Source organism: Natronocalculus amylovorans (genome assembly GCF_023638035.1).
GTDB classification, from domain to species: Archaea; Halobacteriota; Halobacteria; order Halobacteriales; family Haloferacaceae; genus Natronocalculus; species Natronocalculus amylovorans.
In genome coordinates this window covers 100528-122716 of record NZ_JAKRVX010000002.1, presented here as the reverse complement: position 1 = coordinate 122716, position 22189 = coordinate 100528, and the positions used below count along the sequence as shown (strand labels likewise).

At 52.3% G+C, this 22189-nt stretch carries 26 protein-coding genes; 13 read left to right on the top strand and 13 right to left on the bottom strand.

Annotated elements, in window-relative coordinates:
- Positions 1 to 182: 182 nt before the first annotated feature.
- A complete protein-coding gene (locus AArcSt2_RS04920; RefSeq protein WP_174654267.1) occupies positions 183 to 344 on the top strand; it encodes an HVO_2901 family zinc finger protein in 162 nt (53 codons plus the stop codon).
- 65 nt (positions 345 to 409) lie between these two features.
- Positions 410 to 2284 carry a Glu-tRNA(Gln) amidotransferase subunit GatE gene (gene gatE / locus AArcSt2_RS04915; protein ID WP_250583293.1) on the top strand — a complete coding sequence of 625 codons (1875 nt, stop codon included), beginning with the start codon at positions 410 to 412 and terminating at the stop codon, positions 2282 to 2284.
- A 15-nt stretch (positions 2285 to 2299) separates the two neighbouring features.
- On the opposite strand, the gene AArcSt2_RS04910 is transcribed toward gatE, so the two are convergent.
- Entirely contained in the window at positions 2300 to 2800 is a 501-nt protein-coding gene (locus tag AArcSt2_RS04910) for an Lrp/AsnC family transcriptional regulator (protein ID WP_174654265.1), read from the bottom strand.
- A gap of 185 nt (positions 2801 to 2985) precedes the next feature.
- On the opposite strand from AArcSt2_RS04910, the gene AArcSt2_RS04905 reads away from it, so the two are divergent.
- The 9 genes from AArcSt2_RS04905 (at position 2986) to rbcL (ending at position 9913) form a co-directional block, all read left to right on the top strand.
- Positions 2986 to 3927, top strand: coding sequence for a DMT family transporter (locus AArcSt2_RS04905; protein WP_250583292.1), 942 nt, complete (start codon positions 2986 to 2988; stop codon positions 3925 to 3927).
- A 35-nt stretch (positions 3928 to 3962) separates the two neighbouring features.
- A complete protein-coding gene (locus AArcSt2_RS04900) occupies positions 3963 to 4409 on the top strand; it encodes a MaoC family dehydratase (RefSeq protein WP_250583291.1) in 447 nt (148 codons plus the stop codon).
- Positions 4410 to 4588: 179 nt separating this feature from the next.
- Positions 4589 to 4951 carry a 50S ribosomal protein L7Ae gene (gene rpl7ae, locus AArcSt2_RS04895; RefSeq protein WP_174654262.1) on the top strand — a complete coding sequence of 121 codons (363 nt, stop codon included), beginning with the start codon at positions 4589 to 4591 and terminating at the stop codon, positions 4949 to 4951.
- Between the two features lie 6 nt (positions 4952 to 4957).
- Entirely contained in the window at positions 4958 to 5182 is a 225-nt protein-coding gene (locus AArcSt2_RS04890) for a 30S ribosomal protein S28e (protein ID WP_137198426.1), read from the top strand.
- Positions 5182 to 5382: a 50S ribosomal protein L24e gene (locus AArcSt2_RS04885; RefSeq protein WP_174654261.1), complete on the top strand. Its 201-nt coding sequence runs from the start codon at positions 5182 to 5184 to the stop codon at positions 5380 to 5382. The genes AArcSt2_RS04890 and AArcSt2_RS04885 overlap by 1 nt, the downstream gene beginning before the upstream one ends.
- The gene (gene ndk, locus AArcSt2_RS04880; RefSeq protein WP_174654260.1) at positions 5379 to 5861 is read left to right on the top strand and encodes a nucleoside-diphosphate kinase; all 483 of its coding nucleotides are present in this window, start codon (positions 5379 to 5381) and stop codon (positions 5859 to 5861) included. The genes AArcSt2_RS04885 and ndk overlap by 4 nt, the downstream gene beginning before the upstream one ends.
- A 74-nt stretch (positions 5862 to 5935) precedes the next feature.
- Positions 5936 to 8311 (top strand): penicillin acylase family protein, encoded by a 2376-nt coding sequence (locus AArcSt2_RS04875; protein WP_250583290.1) that lies wholly within the window; start codon positions 5936 to 5938, stop codon positions 8309 to 8311.
- Positions 8308 to 8613: a hypothetical protein gene (locus AArcSt2_RS04870; RefSeq protein WP_174654258.1), complete on the top strand. Its 306-nt coding sequence runs from the start codon at positions 8308 to 8310 to the stop codon at positions 8611 to 8613. The genes AArcSt2_RS04875 and AArcSt2_RS04870 overlap by 4 nt, the downstream gene beginning before the upstream one ends.
- A gap of 52 nt (positions 8614 to 8665) precedes the next feature.
- On the top strand, positions 8666 to 9913 hold the full coding sequence (gene rbcL, locus AArcSt2_RS04865; protein WP_250583289.1) for a type III ribulose-bisphosphate carboxylase: 1248 nt from the start codon (positions 8666 to 8668) through the stop codon (positions 9911 to 9913).
- Between the two features lie 6 nt (positions 9914 to 9919).
- Here rbcL and AArcSt2_RS04860 read toward each other — a convergent pair whose 3' ends face one another.
- The 11 genes from AArcSt2_RS04860 to AArcSt2_RS04810 form a co-directional block, all read right to left on the bottom strand.
- The gene (locus AArcSt2_RS04860) at positions 9920 to 10855 is read right to left on the bottom strand and encodes an ATP-dependent ribose-1-phosphate kinase (RefSeq protein WP_250583288.1); all 936 of its coding nucleotides are present in this window, start codon (positions 10853 to 10855) and stop codon (positions 9920 to 9922) included.
- Positions 10852 to 11808 (bottom strand): ribose 1,5-bisphosphate isomerase, encoded by a 957-nt coding sequence (locus AArcSt2_RS04855; RefSeq protein WP_250583287.1) that lies wholly within the window; start codon positions 11806 to 11808, stop codon positions 10852 to 10854. The genes AArcSt2_RS04860 and AArcSt2_RS04855 overlap by 4 nt, the downstream gene beginning before the upstream one ends.
- Positions 11809 to 11887: 79 nt before the next feature.
- The gene (locus AArcSt2_RS04850) at positions 11888 to 12961 is read right to left on the bottom strand and encodes a methionine synthase (RefSeq protein ID WP_250583286.1); all 1074 of its coding nucleotides are present in this window, start codon (positions 12959 to 12961) and stop codon (positions 11888 to 11890) included.
- Positions 12958 to 13980, bottom strand: a complete 1023-nt coding sequence (locus AArcSt2_RS04845; RefSeq protein ID WP_250583285.1) for a 5-methyltetrahydropteroyltriglutamate--homocysteine methyltransferase — start codon at positions 13978 to 13980, stop codon at positions 12958 to 12960. The genes AArcSt2_RS04850 and AArcSt2_RS04845 overlap by 4 nt, the downstream gene beginning before the upstream one ends.
- Before the next feature lie 55 nt (positions 13981 to 14035).
- Positions 14036 to 14632, bottom strand: coding sequence for a HemK2/MTQ2 family protein methyltransferase (locus AArcSt2_RS04840; protein ID WP_250583284.1), 597 nt, complete (start codon positions 14630 to 14632; stop codon positions 14036 to 14038).
- Positions 14629 to 15789: a mechanosensitive ion channel family protein gene (locus AArcSt2_RS04835; protein WP_174654251.1), complete on the bottom strand. Its 1161-nt coding sequence runs from the start codon at positions 15787 to 15789 to the stop codon at positions 14629 to 14631. Before AArcSt2_RS04835 ends, AArcSt2_RS04840 begins: the two co-directional genes overlap by 4 nt.
- 6 nt (positions 15790 to 15795) lie before the next feature.
- On the bottom strand, positions 15796 to 16680 hold the full coding sequence (locus AArcSt2_RS04830; RefSeq protein ID WP_250583283.1) for a 16S ribosomal RNA methyltransferase A: 885 nt from the start codon (positions 16678 to 16680) through the stop codon (positions 15796 to 15798).
- A gap of 61 nt (positions 16681 to 16741) precedes the next feature.
- Positions 16742 to 17341 (bottom strand): DUF655 domain-containing protein, encoded by a 600-nt coding sequence (locus tag AArcSt2_RS04825; protein ID WP_250583282.1) that lies wholly within the window; start codon positions 17339 to 17341, stop codon positions 16742 to 16744.
- A 77-nt stretch (positions 17342 to 17418) separates the two neighbouring features.
- Complete coding sequence (locus tag AArcSt2_RS04820) at positions 17419 to 17775, bottom strand: RNA polymerase Rpb4 family protein (protein ID WP_174654248.1); 357 nt, start codon at positions 17773 to 17775, stop codon at positions 17419 to 17421.
- 1 nt (position 17776) lies between these two features.
- Positions 17777 to 18067 carry a 50S ribosomal protein L21e gene (locus AArcSt2_RS04815; RefSeq protein WP_174654247.1) on the bottom strand — a complete coding sequence of 97 codons (291 nt, stop codon included), beginning with the start codon at positions 18065 to 18067 and terminating at the stop codon, positions 17777 to 17779.
- 67 nt (positions 18068 to 18134) lie between these two features.
- Complete coding sequence (locus AArcSt2_RS04810; RefSeq protein WP_250583281.1) at positions 18135 to 19859, bottom strand: histidine kinase N-terminal 7TM domain-containing protein; 1725 nt, start codon at positions 19857 to 19859, stop codon at positions 18135 to 18137.
- Positions 19860 to 19955: 96 nt separating this feature from the next.
- On the opposite strand from AArcSt2_RS04810, the gene AArcSt2_RS04805 reads away from it, so the two are divergent.
- Complete coding sequence (locus AArcSt2_RS04805; protein ID WP_250583280.1) at positions 19956 to 21116, top strand: cystathionine gamma-synthase; 1161 nt, start codon at positions 19956 to 19958, stop codon at positions 21114 to 21116.
- Positions 21117 to 21150: 34 nt separating this feature from the next.
- Here AArcSt2_RS04805 and AArcSt2_RS04800 read toward each other — a convergent pair whose 3' ends face one another.
- Positions 21151 to 21627 (bottom strand): GNAT family N-acetyltransferase, encoded by a 477-nt coding sequence (locus tag AArcSt2_RS04800; RefSeq protein ID WP_174654244.1) that lies wholly within the window; start codon positions 21625 to 21627, stop codon positions 21151 to 21153.
- A gap of 90 nt (positions 21628 to 21717) precedes the next feature.
- On the opposite strand from AArcSt2_RS04800, the gene AArcSt2_RS04795 reads away from it, so the two are divergent.
- Complete coding sequence (locus AArcSt2_RS04795) at positions 21718 to 22143, top strand: archease (RefSeq protein ID WP_174654243.1); 426 nt, start codon at positions 21718 to 21720, stop codon at positions 22141 to 22143.
- The last annotated feature ends 46 nt before the right edge of the window (positions 22144 to 22189 follow it).

Below are 22189 nucleotides of genomic sequence, written 5' to 3'. Positions count from 1 at the left end.
GCTCCGACACATTCCACACCGGACGACAAGGATCGCTAAGTACATTCCCTACACTTGCCACATCCGGTCAAAATGTCTCACTTCCTAAGGATTTCAACCGAGCCATTATTTGATAAACTGTTCAGATTGTCTGAAAATCAGAAAACGGTATTTTGAAGCCATATGGCGGAGAATCTCAGATTATGGCTCTACTTCGAACCCGTGGGAGAGACCTGCTTCGTTGTCGAACATGTGGTGCAACATTCCCTGAGGGGCAGGCAACCCGCGACGGATGGCACTACGAGTGCCCTGAGGCGGATTGTACTGCGAACGGAATTGGAGACGGACTTCGGCGCATTAAATAACATCACGTTCTGGCAAGCATTCGTATCTGTATCCTTTTTACGCCTCGCAATCTCACATTCGCACAATGAGTACGTCCGAGTATGATTATGAGTCACTCGGCTTGATTGCAGGACTTGAAATCCACCAACAGTTGGATACTGCAACAAAGCTATTCTGTGACTCACCGACGACGATCCGGGAACCAGACGAGGCCGATCGAACGCTCACCCGCTATCTGCATCCCACAAAGAGTGAACTTGGCGAACTGGATGATGCCGCACTTGAGGAGAGTCGTGTCGACCGCGAGTTCGAGTATCTCGCGTACGATACAACCTGTCTGGTCGAAGAGGATGACGAACCACCAACCGAGATCGACAGTGAGGCGCTCTCGGTTGCGATGCAGATCGCCTCGCTGCTCGATATGAGCGTTGTCGATCAGGTACATGTCATGCGAAAGCTTGTCATTGATGGGTCGAATACATCGGGATTCCAGCGGACAGTGCTGCTCGGTCAGGAGGGACAGATCGAGACAAGCGATGGGCCGGTCTCAATTGTTGATCTCATGCTCGAAGAAGAAAGCGCCCAGCGAGTTGAAGAGCGAGATGAGGGGGTGCTCTACAGTCTCGATCGGCTTGGAATCCCACTCGTGGAGATCGGAACGGGACCGGATATCACAAGCCCACAGCAAGCGAAAGAAGCCGCCCAAGAGATCGGCATGTTGCTCCGATCGACAGGCGCAGTCAAGCGCGGACTAGGCACAATTCGACAGGATGTGAACGTCTCGATCGCAGACGGTGCACGCGTCGAGATTAAAGGTGTTCAGGATCTCGCAACGATCGACGAACTGGTCGAGTTTGAAGTACAACGCCAAGCAGAGTTGGTTGAGATCGCAACGGAACTGACCGAAAGCGGTGCGTCAGTAGGCGAAACGGTTGATGTCACCGACATCTTCGAAGATACCGATTCGGGTGTTATTGGTGGTGCACTCTCATCGGGTGGCAGTGTAATGGCAGTACCACTGTTTGAATTTGATGGCGATGTTGGCCGCGAAATTCAGCCAGACCGAAGGCTTGGAACTGAGTTTTCGGATCATGCAAAACGCCACGGTGCAGGCGGTATCTTCCATACGGACGAGCTCCCTGCCTATGGTGTCACCGCCGAAGAGGTTACTGCACTTCGAGACAAGGTTGGAGCCGGTAACGATGACGCAGTTGCAATCGTCGCTGCTGAGACAGAGACCGCCGAACTCTCGATTGAAGCGGTCAAAGCACGCGCAGAGACCGCGCTTGAAGGCGTTCCAGAAGAGACGCGGGGTGCGAACGACGACGGGACGACCCGATATCTTCGCCCACTACCGGGTGCCGCACGGATGTATCCGGAGACAGATGTCCCACCTGTTGAGCCGGACCCAAGCGAGGTTCCAACACCAGAACTACTCACCGAGAAGGTCGATCGGTACCAAGACGAGTTGGGTCTCGATGCAGGGCTTGCAGAGCAGGTTGCGTTTGGCCGGCGAATGCCGCTTTTTGAGGATGCGATCGCTGCAGGCATTGATGCAACCCTCGCTGCAACGGTACTTGAGAGCACGCTAACAGAACTCCGCCGTGATGGCGTGTCCGTTGAGACCCTCACGGAAGACCATCTACTCTCCGTTCTGTTCCTTGTTGATGATGGTGAACTGGCTCGTGAAGGGCTCAACGATGTCCTTGCAGAACTTGCGTCCAACCCTGACCTTACCGCGGAAGAGGCGATCGAAGAAGCAGGGCTCGCCGGTGTTGGTGATGATGAGGTACGAGAGATCATTGCAGGCGTTGTCGAGCGCAACGCCGAACAGGTTGCAGATGAGGGAATGGCCGCATTCTCCGGGCTGATGGGAGAGTGTATGGCAGAGTTGCGTGGGAAAGCAGACGGTGAAACTGTGAGTTCGGTTCTTCGTGAAGAGATTGGCAAACGAAGCTAACTGACCTAACCGAGTCTACTGGTTTCCAACGCGGCTTTCATCTAACTCATCAAGTAGCGTTTCAAGACTGTAGCTCTGAAGTGCTCTGTGTGTGTCTTTCAGTGGCGAAATAACGAACGTCGAGTTTGTTCGTTCCACCTCCTCTATCTCTTCGAACTGGCGGATGAGCCGTTCAACCATCTTTCTCCCCGTTAGCCGAGCAACTGCAATGAAATCCGTCTCACCCATGGTGAAAAACACCTGCGTAACGCCTTCGATCGCCTCAATCTGCTCGCCTAATTCTTCATATGAACCGCTGTAATCAACTAAGATTTCTACAATAACGGTGACGCCAATGCCAAATTTCTCTAAATCAATATCGTAGAGGTCATTCTTGAGCACTCCTTCCTCTTTGAGGTTCGAAAGACGATAGTGGATCGTTGAAATTGGTATTCCGGTTTCTTCGTGTAGTTTTTCAGGGCTCCCCGTTTCAAGATCAGAGATAGCCTTCAGCAGTGTGATATCCCGTTCGTCCATGCGTTCTATACGCTATTGTGTCTGTTATCCGTATTAATCCTCCACTTTTGGTGTTGTCTCTAAGAGATCTGCAATAACCTACTTCTGACTCTAAACAATCATACATAACAGGCTATTTTGACCACCCTCGTGAAATTAGCTGTAGTAAACTATAACACAACCTAATTCTTCTGTAGAAATATACAATGATATCTCGATCGTTGATAGCTGATCGGACTGGGGTACTGTTCATTCTGTTATCACTGTTTTGGGGGACCTCGTTTGTTGCGATTGAAGCGGGACTCGCATACTTTCCACCGCTCGTCTTTGCAGGGATTCGATATGCGATCGCCGGTGCAATTCTCCTTATATATGCAGTGTACATCTCGACTCGGTGGCTTCCTCAAACGCCAAAAGAGTGGCTCTCTGTCTCGGTCTCTGGTGTTTTGATTGTGGGTGCATATCACGGGCTACTCTACCTCGGTGAGCTCTACGTCTCCGGTGCAATCGCTGCAGTCATCGTGAGTCTCACGCCCGTTTTGACTGTGCTTCTTGCAAGCGTTATGCTGCCAGCTGAACGGCTGACACCGATTCAACTCGGTGGTGTACTCCTCGGGCTGATTGGTGTCGTTGTTATCATTAATCCAGATCCAGGGATGGTGTTTGACGCAAGCACGATCGGCATTGTTTTGATATTTTTTGGGGCACTTTCATGGGCAATCGGCTCTGTCCTTATCAAGCCGCTTGATACGACACTTCCACTGCTGGCGCTGATCTCGTGGGCGATGCTCATTGGAGCCACCTCCTTGTTCGTTGGTGCAGCTATTCGTGGTGAGACAGTTACGGCGATCGAGTGGTCCCAAACTGCAATTATTTCGCTTACGTACCTCACAGTTATTTCGGGTGTGATTGCGTTCTTTATTTACTTTGAACTGCACGATCGGGTTGGTGCAACACAGATCAATCTCGTGAGCTATCTAGAGCCGGTGGTTGCGATCGGAATGAGTTGGCTCCTGCTTGGTTCGGTCATTGACTCAACGGTGGTTGTCGGCTTTACTGCTGTTTTTGCTGGGTTTGCACTCGTAAAATACGAGTTCATTTCAGAGATCACCACACAGTTGGCCAGAAACAGCATCGATAGCCTCTGAGACGATTTTTCTACGTGGGGTGTGAGTAGTACATAATGGTTCGATATTTTGAAGACATTGCTGTTGACGAAACTGGTGTATATGGCTCATACGAGGTTACGCTCGAAGAGTTGGTCTCGTTTGCCGAGCAGTATGACCCACAGTGGTTTCATACCGATCCCGATCGGGCCGCCGAAGAGTCGATGTACGGCAGTGTCATTGCGAGCGGATGGCATACGGCATCGATAACAATGCGACTGCTCGTTGAAGGGTTCCTTAATGAGATTGCAACACTCGGTGCAAAAGGTGTCGATGAGCTTCGATGGTACAAACCAGTTCGACCAGGTGATACGCTTCGGGTCCGAAACACAATTCTTGAAACGTACAAAGAGACCGAACATCGTGGCCTCATTCACGCCAAAACCGAGACGCTCAATCAGGATGATAACGTAGTATTTTCAATGATCGGGCTTGTGATGGTTAGCCGACAAACAACTGACTGAAAAACGCCACACGCCACCGTGGTGAGGCCTCACACGCCTGCAACACATTGAAAGCGCTTTTATGGGGTCACGCCGAATTCAGTTTTACAGCCTATTCGGGGTTGATGATGCTTTGTGCCATTAGGGACCAACCACTGGCGCAAACGTGCGAGCCCACGAGTAGGAGAAGGTGAACAACCATGGCAGTTTACGTAGATTACGAAATTCCAGCCGACCTCGCAGAGCGAGCCCTTGAGGCCCTCGAGGTCGCACGAGACACAGGTAGTGTAAAGAAAGGAACAAACGAGACGACGAAATCAGTCGAGCGCGGCAACGCACAGCTCGTCTTCGTCGCAGAGGACGTCTCCCCGGAGGAGATCGTCATGCATCTTCCAGAGCTCGCCGAAGAGAAAGGCATTCCAGTTGTCTTCGTCGAGACACAGGACGATGTTGGCCACGCAGCCGGTCTTGAAGTCGGCAGCGCGGCAGCGGCAATCGTCGACGCTGGTGAGGCATCCTCGGATGTCGAAGACATCAGTGAGAAGGTCGAGGAACTCCGGTAATCCACCATGAGCGCAGAGGACAACAACGGCGATTCGACGGCTGCAGAGGTCATCGAGATCGTCGGCAAGACCGGGATGCACGGCGAGGCCATGCAGGTCAAATGCCGTATCCGTGAAGGCTCGAATCAGGGTCGGATTATCACCCGAAACGTGCTTGGGCCTGTCCGAGAAGGAGATGTGCTCCAACTCCGAGAGACCCAACGTGATGCAGACTCCATTGGAGGAAGATAATGGTCGAAACACGCACCTGCGATTATTCAGGCGAGGAGATCGAGCCCGGAACGGGCACGATGTACGTCAAAACGGACGGAACGATCCTCCACTTCAAGGACTCAAAAGCAGAAAAGAACTATCTGCTCGGCCGTGAGGCACGAGACCTTGAGTGGACCGAAGCAGGACGCAGACAGCGCGGTAAAGGTGGAGATCGATGAGCCACCACGACGAGCGTACGTTCGTGATGGTCAAACCGGATGGTGTCCAGCGCGGACTCATCGGTGACATCGTCTCACGCTTCGAACAGCGCGGTCTCAAACTTGTCGGTGCAAAACTCATGCAGATCGACGAGGAGCTTGCCCACGACCATTACGGCGAGCACAAAGACAAGCCGTTCTTTGACGGTCTTGTTGAGTTCATCACCTCCGGACCAGTCTTTGCAATGGTCTGGGAAGGCGCTGACGCAACCCGTCAGGTCCGCGGTATGATGGGCGAAACCGATCCAGCCGACTCCGCACCAGGAACAATCCGCGGTGACTTCGGTTTGGATCTCGGTCACAACGTCATCCACGGCTCGGATCACGAGGACGAGGGTGCAAACGAACGCGAGATCGACCTCTTCTTTGATGAGGATGAACTCGTTGATTACGATCTCTCGAACGCAGTCTGGGTTTACGAAGACGCTGGCGACCACTAAGGTTAGCCACACCAGTTTCGTTTCACCCGGTTTATTCTCTCTTGTTTTATTGCGATCGCTTGTGACCTGCAGGTATGTCTAACGACCCCGATCGAACACGCCGAGGGCTTCTTGCAGCGATCGTTGGTGGTGTCACCGCTGGTGGGGTGCTCTCTCCGATTCGGAGCTATCTTGATGGATTTGCCCCGCTCTCCGGTGGCGTGTGGGATGAAACACAATCGGATCGGCGCACCCTACAGGGGCCACACGGTGCAGCGACCGTTCGAACGGATGGGTACGGCGTGCCGCATATCTCCGCCGATAGCGAGGCGGCAGCATACTATGCAACTGGGTACGTGCAGGCGGCCGATCGGTTGTTTCAACTCGATCTTCAGCGCAGACAGATGCGCGGACAGCTCTCAGAAGTGGTTGGTCCGGATACCGTTTCGTCTGATGAGTTCTACCTCAAGATGTGTTTTGACGATGCAGCGTCAGCAACATGGAACGCACTCGAAGGAACGCGCGTTGGGGAGCTCATACAAGCATACGTGGATGGTGTCAACGCACGAATTTCGGAAGGGAAGCTTCCGCCGGAGTTTGGACTACTCGGATTCGAGCCTCGACCGTGGACGCCGGCAGATACGCTGTTGATGGAGAAGCAGATCTCGTGGACGCTCACAGGCTCATTTCGAACCCTTCGGAAAGCTCTCGTTGCAGAGACGCTTGGCACTGCCGCTGCCGATGAGCTCTATCCCGATCGGCTCGATCACGATGCACCAATTCTACGAAATGGAACGGATAGGCCGGCGGGAGCGCAGTCGATCGGCGCATCGAAGACCAACACACACCAACTGGACGCCGCGCTTGTCAACCGGCTTTCAGAATTTGAGTCACCACCTGGAATCGGTTCAAACAGCTGGATCGTCTCCGGAGAACATACCGAAAGTGGCGAACCAATTTTGGCGAACGATCCACATCTGTTGTTGCAAGCACCGCCGATCTGGTATGAGCAACACATTGAAACAGGCGATATCAATGTTCGGGGAGTGACGTTTCCCGGCGTTCCGTTCGTCATTATCGGCGCGACAGAAACCGCATCGTGGGGATTCACAAACGCTGGTGCGGACGTCATCGACTTTTATACATACGAGTCAGATGGTGACGAGTACCGATACCGAGACGGGTGGCGATCGTATGAAACAGAAGAGCGGCGGCTTCGAGTTGCCGGAGCTACCGATCGGACAGTAACCAGACGGCGGACCGTTCACGGGCCGATTATCGAGGAGCATGGAAGCGAGGTTGCGGTTGCATGGACCGGATTTGGTGCAACTCGGACGACCGAAGCAATCCACGAGTACACACACAGCGACGAGATGGACTCATTCTTGCAGGCAACATCAAAATTTGATCTCCCAACACAGTGTTTAGTGTATGCGGATACGGATGGAAACACGTTTCACTACGTTACTGGACGCGTGCCAATCCGACAAACGGATGGCGAACCTGTAGCTGGGAATCAAATTTTTGACGGGTCTATAGGAGAGGGGGAGTGGGATGGATACCGACCATTTGATCGGCCAAACTGGGATGGCTCCGGGTTCATTCCGTTCGAGGAGATGCCTCATGTGATCAATCCGGAAGCGATCGGGACCGCAAACCAACGAATCATTGACGACTCCGAGTATCCGTACTACTTTGCAGAGTCATACAGTGCGCCATATCGTGGCATCCGGCTGTATGAGATGCTCGACGAACGCATCGATAGTGACCAACCGGTAACACCCGCATTTATGCGTGAGATGCACCGCGATACGGTTGATCTTCGTGTCCAACAGTTCGTTCCCATGCTATCTACGACGGTTTCTGAAGAATCACCACTCAGAGAGCATATTACACTGCTTGAGAACTGGGATGGACGCATGGACAGAACTGAAGAAGCTGCATTACTCTTTGATTATTTCATCCGATCGTATCGCGAGTTGCTCTTTTCGGAGCAGTTAGCAGAGATTGGACTCCCCGAATCATATCCCACTGATTGGGTTATTGCAGGATTAGATCCCGAGAGCGAGTGGTTCGATGACCGATCGAGAGCGGAACTGTTGGAGGCTGCGCTTCAAACTGCAGTCGATCGGCTTACATCCGAATCAGCAGCAGTGTATGGCGATGTAAATACCACTGGGGAGATGACGCATCCGTTTGGCCTCTCGTTTTTGAACTATCCCTCATACCCAACGGATGGCTCACCAGCGACGCTGATGAACTATCGCCGAACCGATGTTGCTGGGAGCAGTTGGCGGATGATCTGGTCTCCTGACGGAACTGCAGAAGCGATTGCCCCGGGCGGAAACTCCGGTCGGTACTTTTCTGCACACTACCACGATCAGCTTAAACAGTGGGCAGATGGCGAATACAAGCCGTTGTCGCTGACACAGGATGGAGATGTGCGGTTCCAGTTCGGGGGTGAACAATGACACAGTTCGATCGGATTGTTGCAGCAACGCTTCTGACAATTGCAGGGGTTGGAATGGCGAGTGCCCATTGGCTTGGTATTATATTCGGTGCGGCGCTCCTTGCGCAGCTTGGTCGGTCGGTTCGCGAAGGTGTGCTGTTAGGAGTTGGGTTTGGTATCCTCATTGCGGTCGCATTTGTCGGACAGGTCGTCATAAACGGTCATTTCGATCGACTCCTTGCGATGGATATCCTTGCACTGCTTCCGATCGTAATTGCAGTTGGTGGTGGCCTTATTGGTGGTCTGACTAGAGGAGTTCGTTGATCCGTCAGATTGAGGTCATGTTTTATTACCTTGCCACGCGAACGCAAATGGCATGGCTGGAATAACCTACGAAGACTTCCTCGATCTATCGTACACGCCAACTGAGACAGACCTCGTCTGTCAGTTCTCCATTGTCCCCGCCGAAGAGATGGATATGGAAGCTGCTGCAAGCCGAGTTGCTTCCGAGAGCTCCAACGGAACGTGGGCTGCGCTCACCGTGGGTGATGATTTCACCGATCTCAGCGCAACCGCGTTTGCGATTGATGGCAACGAAATTAGCGTCGCGTATCCTGCGGACCTGTTTGAGAAGGATAACATGCCCCAGATTCTCTCCTGCATCGCAGGCAATATTATGGGGATGAAAGCAGTTGAGCGGATTCGGCTCAAGGATTGTGAGTGGCCAGAAGCGATCGTCTCCTCGTTTGATGGGCCAACATTTGGGTCGGCTGTTCGAAACGAGATATTTGATGCTGGGGAGCGGCCAATCACTGCCACAGTCCCCAAACCAAAAGTCGGGCTTTCGACAGATCGGCACGTCGAAGTTGGGTATGAGGCGTGGACTGGTGGGATTGATCTGCTCAAAGATGACGAAAACCTCACCGATCAGGCGTTTAATCCGTTTCACGATCGGCTCACAGAGAGCTTTGCTGCACGCGATCGGGCTGAAGACGAAACCGGCGAGAAGAAGTCGTACCTGATCAACGTTACTGCAGATACGAACACGATGCTCGAGCGGATTGATATGGTCAATGAAGTCGGCGGCGAGTACGTGATGGTTGACGTGATCACTACTGGTTGGGGTGCGGTGCAACCGGTTCAAAAACGATGTGCGGAGCTTGGGCTTGCAATTCATGCCCACCGTGCAATGCACGCGGCGTTCGATCGGCTTCCGGATCACGGCATCTCAATGCGCGTTCTTGCACAGGTGAGCCGACTCTGTGGTGTTGATCAGCTACATACGGGAACTGCAGACCTCGGAAAGCTCGCTAACGAAGATACCGTTGGCATCAACGAGTGGCTCTATGGAGAACTCTATGGAATGAACGATGTTCTTCCAATGGCATCAGGTGGTCTCCATCCGGGATTAGTTCCTGAAGTAATCAACCGATGTGGAACAAACATTGGTATCCAAGCCGGTGGTGGGATCCACGGGCACCCTGATGGGACTCACGCAGGGGCGAAAGCGTTTCGTCAGGCAGTTGACGCGTCAGTTGCAGGTGTGTCGCTTGAAGAGTATGCGACAGATCATCCAGAGTTAGCGGTCGCTGTTGAAAAGTGGGGAACTGAAACGCCGCGATAAGACTGGTCACTCACCGATCGGCTCTTTGATCTTGTGCTGAAGAAGCGACTCTATACGTGTATACGAAAGCTCCGCACGTGCTGTCGGCTTTTTTGCGGTGACCGCACCACACGCATTTGCGACCGCAAGCGGCAATTCATATGCATCCACAGCGGTTGGTAGCTTCGGCTTTGGAGATGAGTGAGACAAAAGGGTTGAGAGAAATCCGGCTGCAAACGCATCCCCGGAGCCAGTTGTATCAACCACGTCAATGTCGAATCCTGAATGTGTTTGCTCTCCGGTTGGCGTGTGTATGAGTGCCCCATCCTCGCCACGTTTGATAACCACAATATGGTCATCAGATACCGCATCAATCGAGCTAACATCTAACTCTGCGGCCTCATGTTGATTCAAAAAGAGTATGTCACAGGCGGCGATCGTCGCCGAAAAGTCTCGATCGCCAACACGACGACCCGGGTCGAAACTCACAGTGACATGATACTTGTGGGCAGCTTCCGCAAGCGCTGCTGCCACAGCGGGCTCTTGGCTCGTAAGATGCAGGTGGTCGATCGAATCGAACACATCCTCTCCAAGCGATCGGGCGCTAAACGCCTCGTTTGCACCGTCGTTTGCAAGTACCATCACATCACCCGCTGCATCAACAATGAGGTACTTCACCGAGGTCTGTTTGTCCGCATGAACCTGCACATGTGTTGTGTCAACACCGGCTCGATCGAGTTCTTGTAATGCCATTGAGCCGGCATCATCTCCCCCAACGCTTCCATACACGGCTGCGGAATGCCCTAAATTGACTAATGCAACCGCAACGTTTGCCGCGCTGCCGCCACCAGACTGGACGAGCTGCTCAATGAGCACCTCTCCATCCGGATCTGGAAGTGCAGTAACGTGCATTGTTACATCCCAGTTGATATGCCCAGCCGAGAGAATCCGTGGTACAGTCATGGCTCAACCCATGGCTCATCGACGCCGTCACCAAACAGTTCGCGCATTAAGATCACAATACTCTCTGGTGGAAACTGTCCCCGCTCGGTTACAATTGCATCGACATACCGCGGTGGAGTCACATCAAATGCCGGATTCTCGATTTGGGGATCGCCGATCGCCGCGCGTTCACCTTCTGTAATCACCTCTGTTTCTGCACGCTGTTCGATCTCTACGGTGTGACCGGTCATTGTTTCCGGATGGAGTTTCAGTGTCTGTGCAGCGACCATAATCGGAGTCCCGCGATCGCGGGCATTGACTGCAAGTCCGCTTGTTCCAATCTTATTGATGACGCTCCCATCTGCTGCGATGCTATCTGCACCAACAAGGACGTGATCAACCGTATTCAGATAGCGTCGAGCAGCGCTATCAACGATCAATGTTACATCTACGCCCATCTCAGTCAGTTCCCGTGCAGTGATATGTCCTTGATTTCGTGGCCGAGTCTCTTTGACGATCGCAGTGATCTCTTTTCCCTGTAAAACCGCCGTTTCGACACAGGCGATCGCATCCGTCGAATGACAATGTGTCATTACCGTGTCCCCATTTTTGAGCCGATTTGCACCGACACGACCGAGATCTTCCTGTGCGTGCTCGAGATGCATAATAAACTCATCAACACTTGCGGCAACGGCCGATCGCTGCTCAGGTATCGTCTCACCATCGATTCGTCGAAGGACATACCGGAGTGCGTTTGGGAGACTAACAGCAGTTGGCCGCGTCTCGTGTAATGTCCGTCCAGCCGCACGCAGTGTCGCTCGAAACGAGTGCGGCGTCTCATAGTCAGGCTCGACGGCCTGTGTCTTCAGGGCTGTCGCTGCAGCTTTTGCGATCGGGGCTGCGCCGCGGGTCTCCATAGTCTCAATCTCATGAGCGGTTTGTGTGACCGCGGTGTGGAGGGAGACGGATGTCATACCGTTCTTCTACTCAGTCAAAGTACAAGCACCTTGGGGTCAGATAGGTCAAAAAAGAAACCTGACACCTATTTTGGGATTAGTCTGCGAGCGGAACTGGCGTCTCGAGGTCGATCTCGCCAGCATCAAGCTCTTTTTCAACTTCTCGTGCTGCTTTCACCATATTCTCCATCTTGCCGTATGCTATCTCTCGTGGGAGGAGTTTCAATCCACAGTCGGGTGAGATCGTTAGTTTCTCCGGTGGCACAACTTTCAGCCCTTGGAGGATGTTCTTTTTGATCTCTTCGACTGGCTCAACTTCCGCGGTGTGTGCGTCTACAACACCGAGTGCAAGATCCGGTCCAAACTCAGGTTCGGTGAATACATCAATCTGTTCGTAGTTGCCGTTACAGAGCTCAACATCGAACTCATCAATTGGGAAGTCGTTGATTTCTGGGTAGATACGTGAGTAATCCCCGTAACAAACGTGTAGTCCAATTCGAATATCCTCATCAATGCCTGCAACAATCCGATCGAGGCACTCACCAACAATCGCATGATCATCCGGCGTCGTTGCAAGTGCCGGCTCGTCGATCTGGATGTACTTTGCGCCTGCCTCAACCAACTTTTCGATCTCGATATTGACAAGATCCGCAAGCTCGTATGCAAGCTCTTCTTCAGTTTCGTATGCTTCGTTGAATGACCAGTTTGCAAGCGTGTATGGGCCTGTGATCGGGACCTTCACTGGTTTCGAGGCAACGTCACGAGTGAACTCAAACTCATCGACAAGCCATGGCTCATCGTATTCAACTGTATCGGAGACTGATGGTTTGTCGAAGTAGTTGTGTCCCCACACTTTTACTGGGCCGTTGAACTCATACCCATCAATTCTGTGTGCAAAGAACTCAACCATCTCGTTTCGACGCATTTCTCCGTCAACAACGGTGTCAAGTCCAGCACGCTCGTGTTCTGCTGTGATCACACGGCAAGCATCGTCATGGGCTTCGTGGAGATGCTCATGGGTAAACTTTGACTCTGCATCTTCTGCAAGATCGTCTGCACGGTTGAGCCATTTTGGCTTTGGGTAGCTTCCGACAACCGTGGTCAGAAGGAAGTGTTCGTTTTCGTGATTCTCAGGGCGAAACTGCTCTCTGTTTTCGGCTGGTCGGCTCATGCGGTTACCTCCTCTAGTTCGATTTCTGCGGCCGCAGCAACGGCAGCGAGCTTTTCAAGATGTTTGTTCACTGGGAGATAGAACGGCTCAGTGTTCGTCGAGAGATAGAGCCGATCGAACTCTTGGGCAGGAAGCTTGTTCTGGACCCATGAGACTCGCTCTGCGAGCGTTTCTGGGGACTCAACGAGGGTATTCAATCCATTCGAAATACCAAGTCCAGCAGCAGTCTTGGTCCCGTATTCGTTGATGTTGTACAGCGTCTGCTCGCGATCGCCAGCGACAATATCAAATCCAATGGCTTCAATGTCTGCATCCATCAGGTGCGCGTACACCTTCTCCGAAAGCGCACCGAAGTACGTCTGAACAACAACGTCAGCATCGGTTGCGGCGGCAACGGTATCGATCGCCTCGCTTGCTCGGGCATCAAGCCCATCGCCAGGAGCGTTCTCAACAAGCGACGGCTCAAGCAGATAGAGCGTTTCATGCGCTGGGAAGGCCTCCACTTCGGCAGCGAGGAACTCCGAAACAGCGTCGAGGAACGATTCCTCATCACCGTAGTACTCGTCGGTTGCAAGGTCAAACAAGGAGTACGGACCAGGGAGGGTTGCCTGTAGCGATGCATCAGAATCGGCCTCTGCAAGCGCTGCTGCTGCAGCATCGAGTTCGGATGCGACGTCACCGGAGAACGTCAGTTCGCCCGTGACTTGTGGGTCGCGATAGAAGTTGTTGTTATCGTAGTATCGAACGATCCCGCCGGTTTCAACGTTCTCATGGACTGTTAGCGGGTGTGCAAGCATGTCATCCCATCGGAGCTGTCCTTCCGAAATCCGATCGAGACCTGCCTCAACCTGCTCAGTAATTACTTGGGTTCGATACTCATCATAGACGGCAACAATCTCGTCGGACTCGTTCCCAGATATCAGATCGCCTTTCTGATGTCCTTTGAGGTCCGAGAGACGCTGCTTCGCCGGATCCGGGAGCGGAAACAGTCCCGGTGTAGTGGCGACTCGTTCTGTCATCAGTACGGGGTTAGTGATGATGGTGCTTAATATTTGCTAATGTAGAATATTACCCTCAAGAATATCTTGTGAGTTTTAAAACGAATAGCGTTTCAAATGGGAATGACTGTTCGTGGATCGATTCAACAGTGAGTCCGTTTTCTGCGGCGATCGATTCCACCGCTTCGTAGCCTGTGAGGCTACTAATCAAGAGATATCCGGAACCGGATGCTGAAAGCACCCGTGACAGACCAGTGAGAAATGGAACGACAAGACGACGACCATCCGGTCCACCGGAGAGTGCATGTTCCATCCAGTCATCCCACTCCTCGTCAGGGTCTGTCGGGAGATATGGCGGATTAAACAACACCGCATCGAACGCATTGTCCACAAAGGGGCCGAACATATCTGCACGAATCGATTGTACTCCACGATCGGCCGCAGCACGACAGGCGTGTGGATTAATATCGCTTGCAGTTACCGATGCACCGGTTTCTGCTGCTATTTGTGCTGCAACCCACCCCGATCCGGTTCCAATCTCATGGACACGATCGGACTGGCGCACCGCTTTGCAGACCGCTTTCGCAAGTAGTGCTGAATCTTCCGCTGGCTGATACACTTGTGTCTCTTGGCCTCTGCGCTCTGCGAGTCGTTCTTTTGAGTTCTCTGTCATTGTTCGCCACCGTGTGGTGATGTTTCGATTGGCCCCTGTCTCTTCTCATCTGGCTCTGTCTCACGGTCTGCTTCGGCATTTGATGTCTGTTCGGTGAGTCTGAACCCGCCTGCTTCGTTGCGAGCCATCAACTCCCGCTGTGGGAACGGAATCTTGATTCCGTTCGTTTCGAATGCCGATCGAATCGCGCTAATGACTGCTGTTTGGGTCTTCACTCGTCGTCGGGACGTTGGGTTAGTGATCCAGAATCGAACGCCCAACACGATCGCAGAGTCGTCAAACCGTTTGTGGATCACCTGTGGCTCGGGTCGATCGAGAACCCGATCGACAGTTTCGGCTGCGTCTTTTGCAACCTGTGCTGCACGGTCTGGATCCACATCATAATCAATACCAACTTCGACCTCAGTTCGGAGTCGCCCCCTTCTGGTTCGGTTAACAATTGGTGTTCCACTGACGACATCGTTCGGAATCATCACGTACTCGCCGTCGAAAGATTGGATTCGCGTATTAACAATCGTGATGTCAGTCACCGTTCCCTCATTCTCTCCAATTACAACCCAGTCACCAACCTCAAATGGACGAGAGAACATGAGCACAAACCCAGCAAGTACTGCACCTAACGTCTGTCGTGCGGCCATTCCGACGACAATCCCTAAGAACCCAGCACCAACGAATAGTCCACCTAAATTGTCAGTAAAAAGGCCCAAAACAATCAACCCTGAGACGGTATAGATGCCAACCTGCACCGATCGGTGCAGCATCTCTCGCTCATGCTGGCCGATTGCGTCCTGCTCTTTTGCCACCTCTTTGATGATTTGTCCAAGGAAATCGGTCAGTGCGTAGGCACCACCGAGAACGATGATTGAGAGGATGATGTTTGCAACCTGCGCACCAAGGTCAAGGCCCTCAGACGCCTGTTGCAGCGCTGGACTCAACCCCCACGTTGCAATAAGAACGAATACACCGCTTGCCGTCACTCCAGCAATCAGCGTCGACACGAGGAGGTTTGTCATTGAACTTAAATCGCCCTCCTTGCTTCGGCGAAGCCGTTTGACCCCTCGCTTGATTAGAAAGACACCCACAACAACAGCAATCGTAATCAGTATTCGATCGATGGTGATTGTGACGTCTCCAACTGATTGGAGTGCAACAAGCATTGTCTCTTACTCCTCGGGTTGTGCGTCAAACCCGTGTTCAATTGCAACGTTTGCAAGCGCTGCAAAGCCGGCAGGATCGAGCGATCCTGCCCGGAGCCGAAGCACATCCTCATCTGCCGCCGCAACAACTGCATCCGGATCAGAAAGCCCGGAGATGTGTGGTGTATTTCGGATCCCGTTTCGAATCGTCTTCCGTCGTTGGGTGAAGATTGCTTTGACAAAATCAAAAAAGAACTGCTCATCTGTCACATCATACTCTGGCGTCCGGGGCGTTGCCCGAACGATCGCACTCTGTACTGCTGGCTGGGGGTCGAATGCGGTCCGAGGGACATGCTCGGTGATTTCTACCTCCGCGTAGTGTTGTGTACTCACAGAAAGCCGCCCATAGTCGCTGGTTCCAGATACTGCAACCATCCGCTCTGCGAACTCCTGTTGGAACATGAGCACAAGCGGAATCGAAAGCGGGAGCAGACGGAACGTGATTGCGCTTGAGACGCTATATGGAAGATTTGCAACACACGCAGTCAGATCGTCTGGATAGTCAACTTCGAGTGCATCTCCTTCGATAACAGAGAGTCGGCCAGCGTCGATCGCCTCTGAAAACTCACGCCGAAGATGCGCTGCGAATATCTCATCCTGTTCGATGACCGTTACGCGATCGGCAACTGCAAGCAATCGATCTGTAAGCACGCCTGGTCCGCCACCAATTTCAAGAATATGAGATACGTCAGTATCGTCTGGGAGATAGCCGGGAATGCGATCGACAACCCGATCATCGATCAAAAAGTGCTGATCAAAATCCGGGTTTCCGTACGCGCCTGCACGGCGAATCAATTGATCTGGGTCGCGCGTGCCGTGCGTCTGTTCAACTGGCGCGTCTGGCTCGTTCATTGCCCGCGATTATCGGGGAACGCGGGTAAACGTCTCGTTTTTGTATGTGTTATGCTAGCAGCTACCGTTTTTCTTGTGGGCGGACAAACGCTCGATATTTGAGGTCGTCATCACGAAGCTCTTCGAGGATTCGCTCCGCAAGAATCTCTTTCGGTCGGTGGAGCCCGGAGACACGCTCTGAAAGCTGTTCAAAACTCTCGAATGGCCCGCGTTTCCGCTGATCAAGGATGTTGTTTCTGAGCTTTTTTCCAATCCCTGGGAGGAGATTTAGCTGATGAAGCCGAAGCGTGATTGGCTGTGCGTTGTTGTAGAAATCAACAAACCGCTGCTCATCGGTTTCGATGATATCTGTAATTGCATACTCAAGCTCCGACCGAGCACCACCGGAGATGTTATCGTACGTGATGGTTTTATATCGGGATACAACATCAGGATCGGGCTCAGGAGAGACTTGCACGTAATCACCGATCGAGACATCTGCATCGCTGGTCAATGAAAGCTCATACAGGGTGAACGAATCCACACCGAGGGCATACGCAAGTGAGGACTTCTGGTACTGTGGACGGTCGTCATCTGCACGACCGTGTGGGAAATAATCCAGAACGAGGGCGTCGCTCGTCACTGTCGAGTCATCGTCGCCAGCGTCCGTGGGGGGAGACATACCCACTCATACGTGTAGGGGATACTTAAAAACAAGCCTGACACGACAACAGTTACGCCGAACTGATGGCCGCTCCGTCAGGCGTATTTGGCGACAATATCCAAAATCTCATCCAGTTCGTCACCATCAAGCGCGTATCGCTCTTTAGCAAATACCGAACGGAGCTCTGTTCGATCGTTTGGGAGGAGGTCCGCAATTTTGTGTGCGGTTGCGTCATTCACTTTCTCAAGTTCTGACAGCTCAGACACAAGCTCACGGGACTCTTCTGGCTCGAGGTTCGCAAATCGGTTGACGTGTTCGATCGCACGGGCAAGCTCGTAGCGAAGCTCACGCTCCTCGTCAGCCGCTCGTTCCATCTCGACTTCCGAAAGGAGCTCTTTCGCTTCCGAGATAGTCAAGTACTCTTCGCTGATCTTCTCTTTGAAGATCGTCATATTACTGTTGTGCGCGAAGGTGTGCTGGGCGTGCGATGACTGTCTTCTGTTTGCCACCGTCGTTGATTGAGACGAGGAACGCACGGCCTTGTTTGCCAACAACCTCACCAGTGTGGCCGTTAAATCGTGGGTGGAAACGGCCTTCTGGGACGCTTGGGTCGAGTTTGAGGTGAACTTTCTGTCCCTCGTCGTACTCCTGAATTGCACGCTGTGGTGGGGACATCCCTCGTTCTCGTGGATGGTTACTGAGCTTTCCTCGGGTTCCTTTCATTGGGCCATTTGAACTCGGCATAGTCGTGAAGATGAATACTTGCGGTCAGACTATAAATGGTACGTTCCAGAGCCGCCACGGTACTTTGTCACACGGACTGTTGTGTGGCTGCCTCATTATCGGTTGGGAATGCTGTTACGCCAGGGAGTCTAAGTGTTACCGTCGTCCCTGTTTGGGTCGAATCAAACGAGATATCGCCACCAAGCATGGTTACGCCCCATTTTATCGCCCACAGGCCGAGCCGACTCCCGTGTTCTAACGCGGTTTCTGTCTCATTTTCGATTGCTTGTATCTCATGTGCTGGGATTCCCGGGCCTGTATCTGCAATTGAGAGCGTAACAGTCCCATCTGTCCGATCGAGCCCCGCAACGGTGACTATCACGGTTGGATTTGTGCCAGGATCATGGACCAGCCCGTTTTCGACGAGGTTCTCAAATACAAGTGAGAGAAGCTGTTCGTTCGCTTCAATACAAAGCTCGTTTGGAACGCGTATATCAACAGTCCATGTTGGCTCCGACCGAGTTACATTCGCTGCGGTTTCTGCAAGCAGGTTTTCTATGTATATTTCGGTGGGGGCGCTTGTACTACCGAGTGCATCAGCAGCAGCCTGTGCCTTTTCACCAAGCTCGATGAGCTCTTTTGCTTTTCGATCGATTGTTTCGGAATAGCGGGTCTTGCTTTGTCCATCAGTAAGCAGGTCTGCCATCCCCACAATGACATTGAGATCATTTCTGAGATTGTGTCGAAGGATACGATTTAATACTTCTAACCGCTGTTTTCGTTGTCGTTCTTCAGTTACATCTTGTAACACAAGTGTATAGCCGACGATCGATTCGCCAGAAGCATACAGCGGTTTTGAGGTAACCGCAAACTCGTGTCTACGGCCAGCAATTCGAACGGCAACTGTCTGTTCTGGCTGTGTCTGGTCGATCGTCTCGCCGGTATAATACTCCCCAATGTGGTGTGAGAGTATGTGGCCTTTTTCTGTTTGCAGGAGATCTTCCGCGGCTTCATTGAGCGTCACGACACGACCATCTTGATCAACGATCACAACGGGGTTCCCTAAATCATCGATCGCTGCCCGCTCCCCGGCACGTCGTGTTGCGGGATGAAAATCAAACATGTCCGATTGGACGAACGCATATGTATCAAATATCACGTGGGGCAAAAACAGTGCAGGCGTGAGGTTGAGCGCTGGTGTGGGTCCAAAATCAAATGTCCAGAGTAGATAGCCGATCGAGGGTGGGACTGCGCTTAATCCCACTGCGATCGCCTCTCTCCGATACAACGGCCCGTAGCTGATAATCGTGTCCAACAGAAACAGCGTTCCAATGGTAATGAGCGATGCAGCATAAAAGAAAATACCATACAAGAGTGGCCCACGCTCAAACAGTACGCCACTCAGTCCAGTTGCGGAGACAACAGTAAACTCAGAGAGTAACAAATTGTGCACCGGGTCCGTGGCTGTAAGGACTGTCATCCCAACTGCAATCACCACTACCGGCCAAGACCATCGAAGTGATAAATACTGTACTCGGCCAGTATATCCGAGGGCAAACGCCAAATAGAGTGTTGCAATCCAGACCGCAGAGACCCATGCAATCACTTCCACAATATATCGAATCGTAGGATCGAAGGTGAGATAGCCAATAGCGTAGCTGGTTAACAGAATAAATTGGACAATAAACACACCAATAAACCAGTTGGCACCGGGTCGATCGCGGACGGTCCAGATCCACCGGAACAACAATACTGTCCCCACGACTGCTCCCGCAATCGTCCCCAAATGAATCCAGCCGACAAACGAGACCATACTGCAACTATCTCATAATGAGATCAGTAATGTTTCGGTCTCGTACACAACACCGGAAGGAAAACAGTCATCTTGGCTCCACAACGTTGCTGTAGTATGCAGAACGATTCTCGGATCGAAACACGCGCGATTCACGCCGGCCAAGATCCTGAGGCCGAAAGCGGAGCGCTCATGACACCGATCTATGCAAACTCAACGTACAAACAGGATCAGCCAGGCGAACACCGTGGATATGAGTACTCACGAACGGGCAATCCAACACGAACCGACCTCGAAACAAATCTTGCATCGCTCGAAGGCGGAGCGTACGGTCGCTGTTTTTCTTCAGGGATGGGTGCAATTAACACCGTACTCAATCTGCTCTCTGCAGGTGATCATGTCGTTGCTGGAAACGATGTCTACGGTGGAACGCACCGAATCTTGACCCAGGTGTACGAACAGTACGATCTCGAATGTGATTTTGTCGATACCACAGATCATGCGGCAGTCGAAGCAGCAATGCAGCCAAACACCGAGCTTGTCTGGGTTGAGACGCCAACAAACCCACTTATGAACGTCAACGACGTTAGTGCGCTAGCGTCGATCGCACACGAACACGATGCGCTGTGTGCCGTTGACAATACCTTTGCCACACCATACCTTCAACGACCGCTTGAACACGGTGCAGACATCGTGAGCCACTCGCTGACAAAGTACCTTGGTGGTCACTCCGATGTAATCGGTGGCGCGCTTATTGTGGATGATGAAGAGCTTGACGCAGAGATCGGGTTCTATCAAAACAGCGTTGGCGCAACACCAGGGCCATTCGACTGTTTCCTCGTCCTTCGCGGCACAAAGACGCTCCCAGTTCGTATGGATCGTCACTGTGAGAACACTGCTGAGCTTGCGGCATGGCTTGCTGCTCACGATTCAGTGTCGAAAGTGTACTATCCCGGACTCGAGTCACATCCACAGCATGAACTTGCAGCCGAACAGATGGATGGCTTTGGTGGGATGTTGTCCTTTGAGTTCGATGGCACACTTGAACAGGCAAGTACGGTCGTCTCTGAGACGGACGTGTTTACGCTTGCAGAAAGTCTGGGCGGTGTTGAGAGCCTCATCGAACAGCCTGCAGCAATGACACACGCTGCAATTCCAAAGGATGAGCGCCTTGCAGCCGGGCTCACTGATGGACTCATCCGTGTCAGCGTTGGACTTGAACACATTGATGATATGAAAGCTGATCTGCAAGCAGCATTTGACGCGGCGACCGAATAATACGACAACGGAACCACTTTTGAACAACTACCTGCTATCGTCGAATAAGCTCTGATAGCTTCTGTCGAATACTATCGTCGTTTCCAAGCTTGAGGTAGTACGCATTCCCGCCGTCCTCGTAGTAGTTGTCAATTCGACGGCGGATTTTGAATCCCAGATGTTCGTAGAACCCGAGCGCATTCTCGTTCGTCGACCGGGCATGGCAGGTGACCGATCGGTACTCATCGGCGATCGCTGCAATAAGTTGTTCACCATAGCCACGCCCACGCGTACTTGGAGACACTGCCAAAAAGAGAATATACCCGTCGCGTCGAACTGATGCAAACGCGACCAACGTCGTGTTTTCAAAAATAAGATGTGCTGTTGAACGTCGATATGCGTCCGTAAAAAACCCGCGCTGTTGTCGAAGAACCCCCTCTGTTTGACGGATGTCCTCTTTGAGAGCCCACGCCTCTGCAACGTATTTGGCCTCCCCGGGTGGATCAATCCGTGTTTCGACGTTGATACTCACTATTACGCAACTATGTCGCCATGAGGTAATAACTCCACCGTCGCGTCGGCTGAAATATCGCTTAAGACGTCTCAGGTAGACTCTATTTTTGTGAGCTATACGCTTCGATCGCATACCGCAGATGTTGCTGTTGAAGCAACGGCTGACTCGATTGGTGAGCTCTTTGCAGCGATTGCAGACGGACTCACCGAAGCGATGTGTGAGTGGTATCCAGAAAATGGTGAACGATTTACGATCACATGTACCGCAGAACGTCTTGAAGGGCTCCTCTATGATTATTTGGACCAACTGATCTACGAACGGGATGTGCGAGAGGTGCTCCCTGTTGAACATCACGCAGTCGTTACTGAGCACCCAGAAGCGGGAACAGACGAGCAATGGACAATTACCGCAACCGCCAGAGGAGTCCCGTTTGCGGACGTGGTCGCACGCGACATAAAAGCAGTAACATATTCTGAGATGACAGTTGAAGAGCGAGCAGCTGGCTGGTATGGGTACGTTGTGTTTGATGTATAATCAGGAGTATACCGACATAATACTCATTCAGTAGGCGACCGGACTT

Excerpts from the sequence above, each read along its gene's own strand:
- AArcSt2_RS04920 (WP_174654267.1), top strand. The coding sequence starts at position 183 with ATGGCTCTACTTCGAACCCGTGGGAGAGACCTGCTTCGTTGTCGAACA.
- gatE (WP_250583293.1), top strand. The coding sequence starts at position 410 with ATGAGTACGTCCGAGTATGATTATGAGTCACTCGGCTTGATTGCAGGA.
- AArcSt2_RS04910 (WP_174654265.1), bottom strand. The coding sequence starts at position 2,800 with ATGGACGAACGGGATATCACACTGCTGAAGGCTATCTCTGATCTTGAA.
- AArcSt2_RS04905 (WP_250583292.1), top strand. The coding sequence starts at position 2,986 with ATGATATCTCGATCGTTGATAGCTGATCGGACTGGGGTACTGTTCATT.
- AArcSt2_RS04900 (WP_250583291.1), top strand. The coding sequence starts at position 3,963 with ATGGTTCGATATTTTGAAGACATTGCTGTTGACGAAACTGGTGTATAT.
- rpl7ae (WP_174654262.1), top strand. The coding sequence starts at position 4,589 with ATGGCAGTTTACGTAGATTACGAAATTCCAGCCGACCTCGCAGAGCGA.
- AArcSt2_RS04890 (WP_137198426.1), top strand. The coding sequence starts at position 4,958 with ATGAGCGCAGAGGACAACAACGGCGATTCGACGGCTGCAGAGGTCATC.
- AArcSt2_RS04885 (WP_174654261.1), top strand. The coding sequence starts at position 5,182 with ATGGTCGAAACACGCACCTGCGATTATTCAGGCGAGGAGATCGAGCCC.
- ndk (WP_174654260.1), top strand. The coding sequence starts at position 5,379 with ATGAGCCACCACGACGAGCGTACGTTCGTGATGGTCAAACCGGATGGT.
- AArcSt2_RS04875 (WP_250583290.1), top strand. The coding sequence starts at position 5,936 with ATGTCTAACGACCCCGATCGAACACGCCGAGGGCTTCTTGCAGCGATC.
- AArcSt2_RS04870 (WP_174654258.1), top strand. The coding sequence starts at position 8,308 with ATGACACAGTTCGATCGGATTGTTGCAGCAACGCTTCTGACAATTGCA.
- rbcL (WP_250583289.1), top strand. The coding sequence starts at position 8,666 with ATGGCTGGAATAACCTACGAAGACTTCCTCGATCTATCGTACACGCCA.
- AArcSt2_RS04860 (WP_250583288.1), bottom strand. The coding sequence starts at position 10,855 with ATGACTGTACCACGGATTCTCTCGGCTGGGCATATCAACTGGGATGTA.
- AArcSt2_RS04855 (WP_250583287.1), bottom strand. The coding sequence starts at position 11,808 with ATGACATCCGTCTCCCTCCACACCGCGGTCACACAAACCGCTCATGAG.
- AArcSt2_RS04850 (WP_250583286.1), bottom strand. The coding sequence starts at position 12,961 with ATGAGCCGACCAGCCGAAAACAGAGAGCAGTTTCGCCCTGAGAATCAC.
- AArcSt2_RS04845 (WP_250583285.1), bottom strand. The coding sequence starts at position 13,980 with ATGACAGAACGAGTCGCCACTACACCGGGACTGTTTCCGCTCCCGGAT.
- AArcSt2_RS04840 (WP_250583284.1), bottom strand. The coding sequence starts at position 14,632 with ATGACAGAGAACTCAAAAGAACGACTCGCAGAGCGCAGAGGCCAAGAG.
- AArcSt2_RS04835 (WP_174654251.1), bottom strand. The coding sequence starts at position 15,789 with ATGCTTGTTGCACTCCAATCAGTTGGAGACGTCACAATCACCATCGAT.
- AArcSt2_RS04830 (WP_250583283.1), bottom strand. The coding sequence starts at position 16,680 with ATGAACGAGCCAGACGCGCCAGTTGAACAGACGCACGGCACGCGCGAC.
- AArcSt2_RS04825 (WP_250583282.1), bottom strand. The coding sequence starts at position 17,341 with ATGTCTCCCCCCACGGACGCTGGCGACGATGACTCGACAGTGACGAGC.
- AArcSt2_RS04820 (WP_174654248.1), bottom strand. The coding sequence starts at position 17,775 with ATGACGATCTTCAAAGAGAAGATCAGCGAAGAGTACTTGACTATCTCG.
- AArcSt2_RS04815 (WP_174654247.1), bottom strand. The coding sequence starts at position 18,067 with ATGCCGAGTTCAAATGGCCCAATGAAAGGAACCCGAGGAAAGCTCAGT.
- AArcSt2_RS04810 (WP_250583281.1), bottom strand. The coding sequence starts at position 19,859 with ATGGTCTCGTTTGTCGGCTGGATTCATTTGGGGACGATTGCGGGAGCA.
- AArcSt2_RS04805 (WP_250583280.1), top strand. The coding sequence starts at position 19,956 with ATGCAGAACGATTCTCGGATCGAAACACGCGCGATTCACGCCGGCCAA.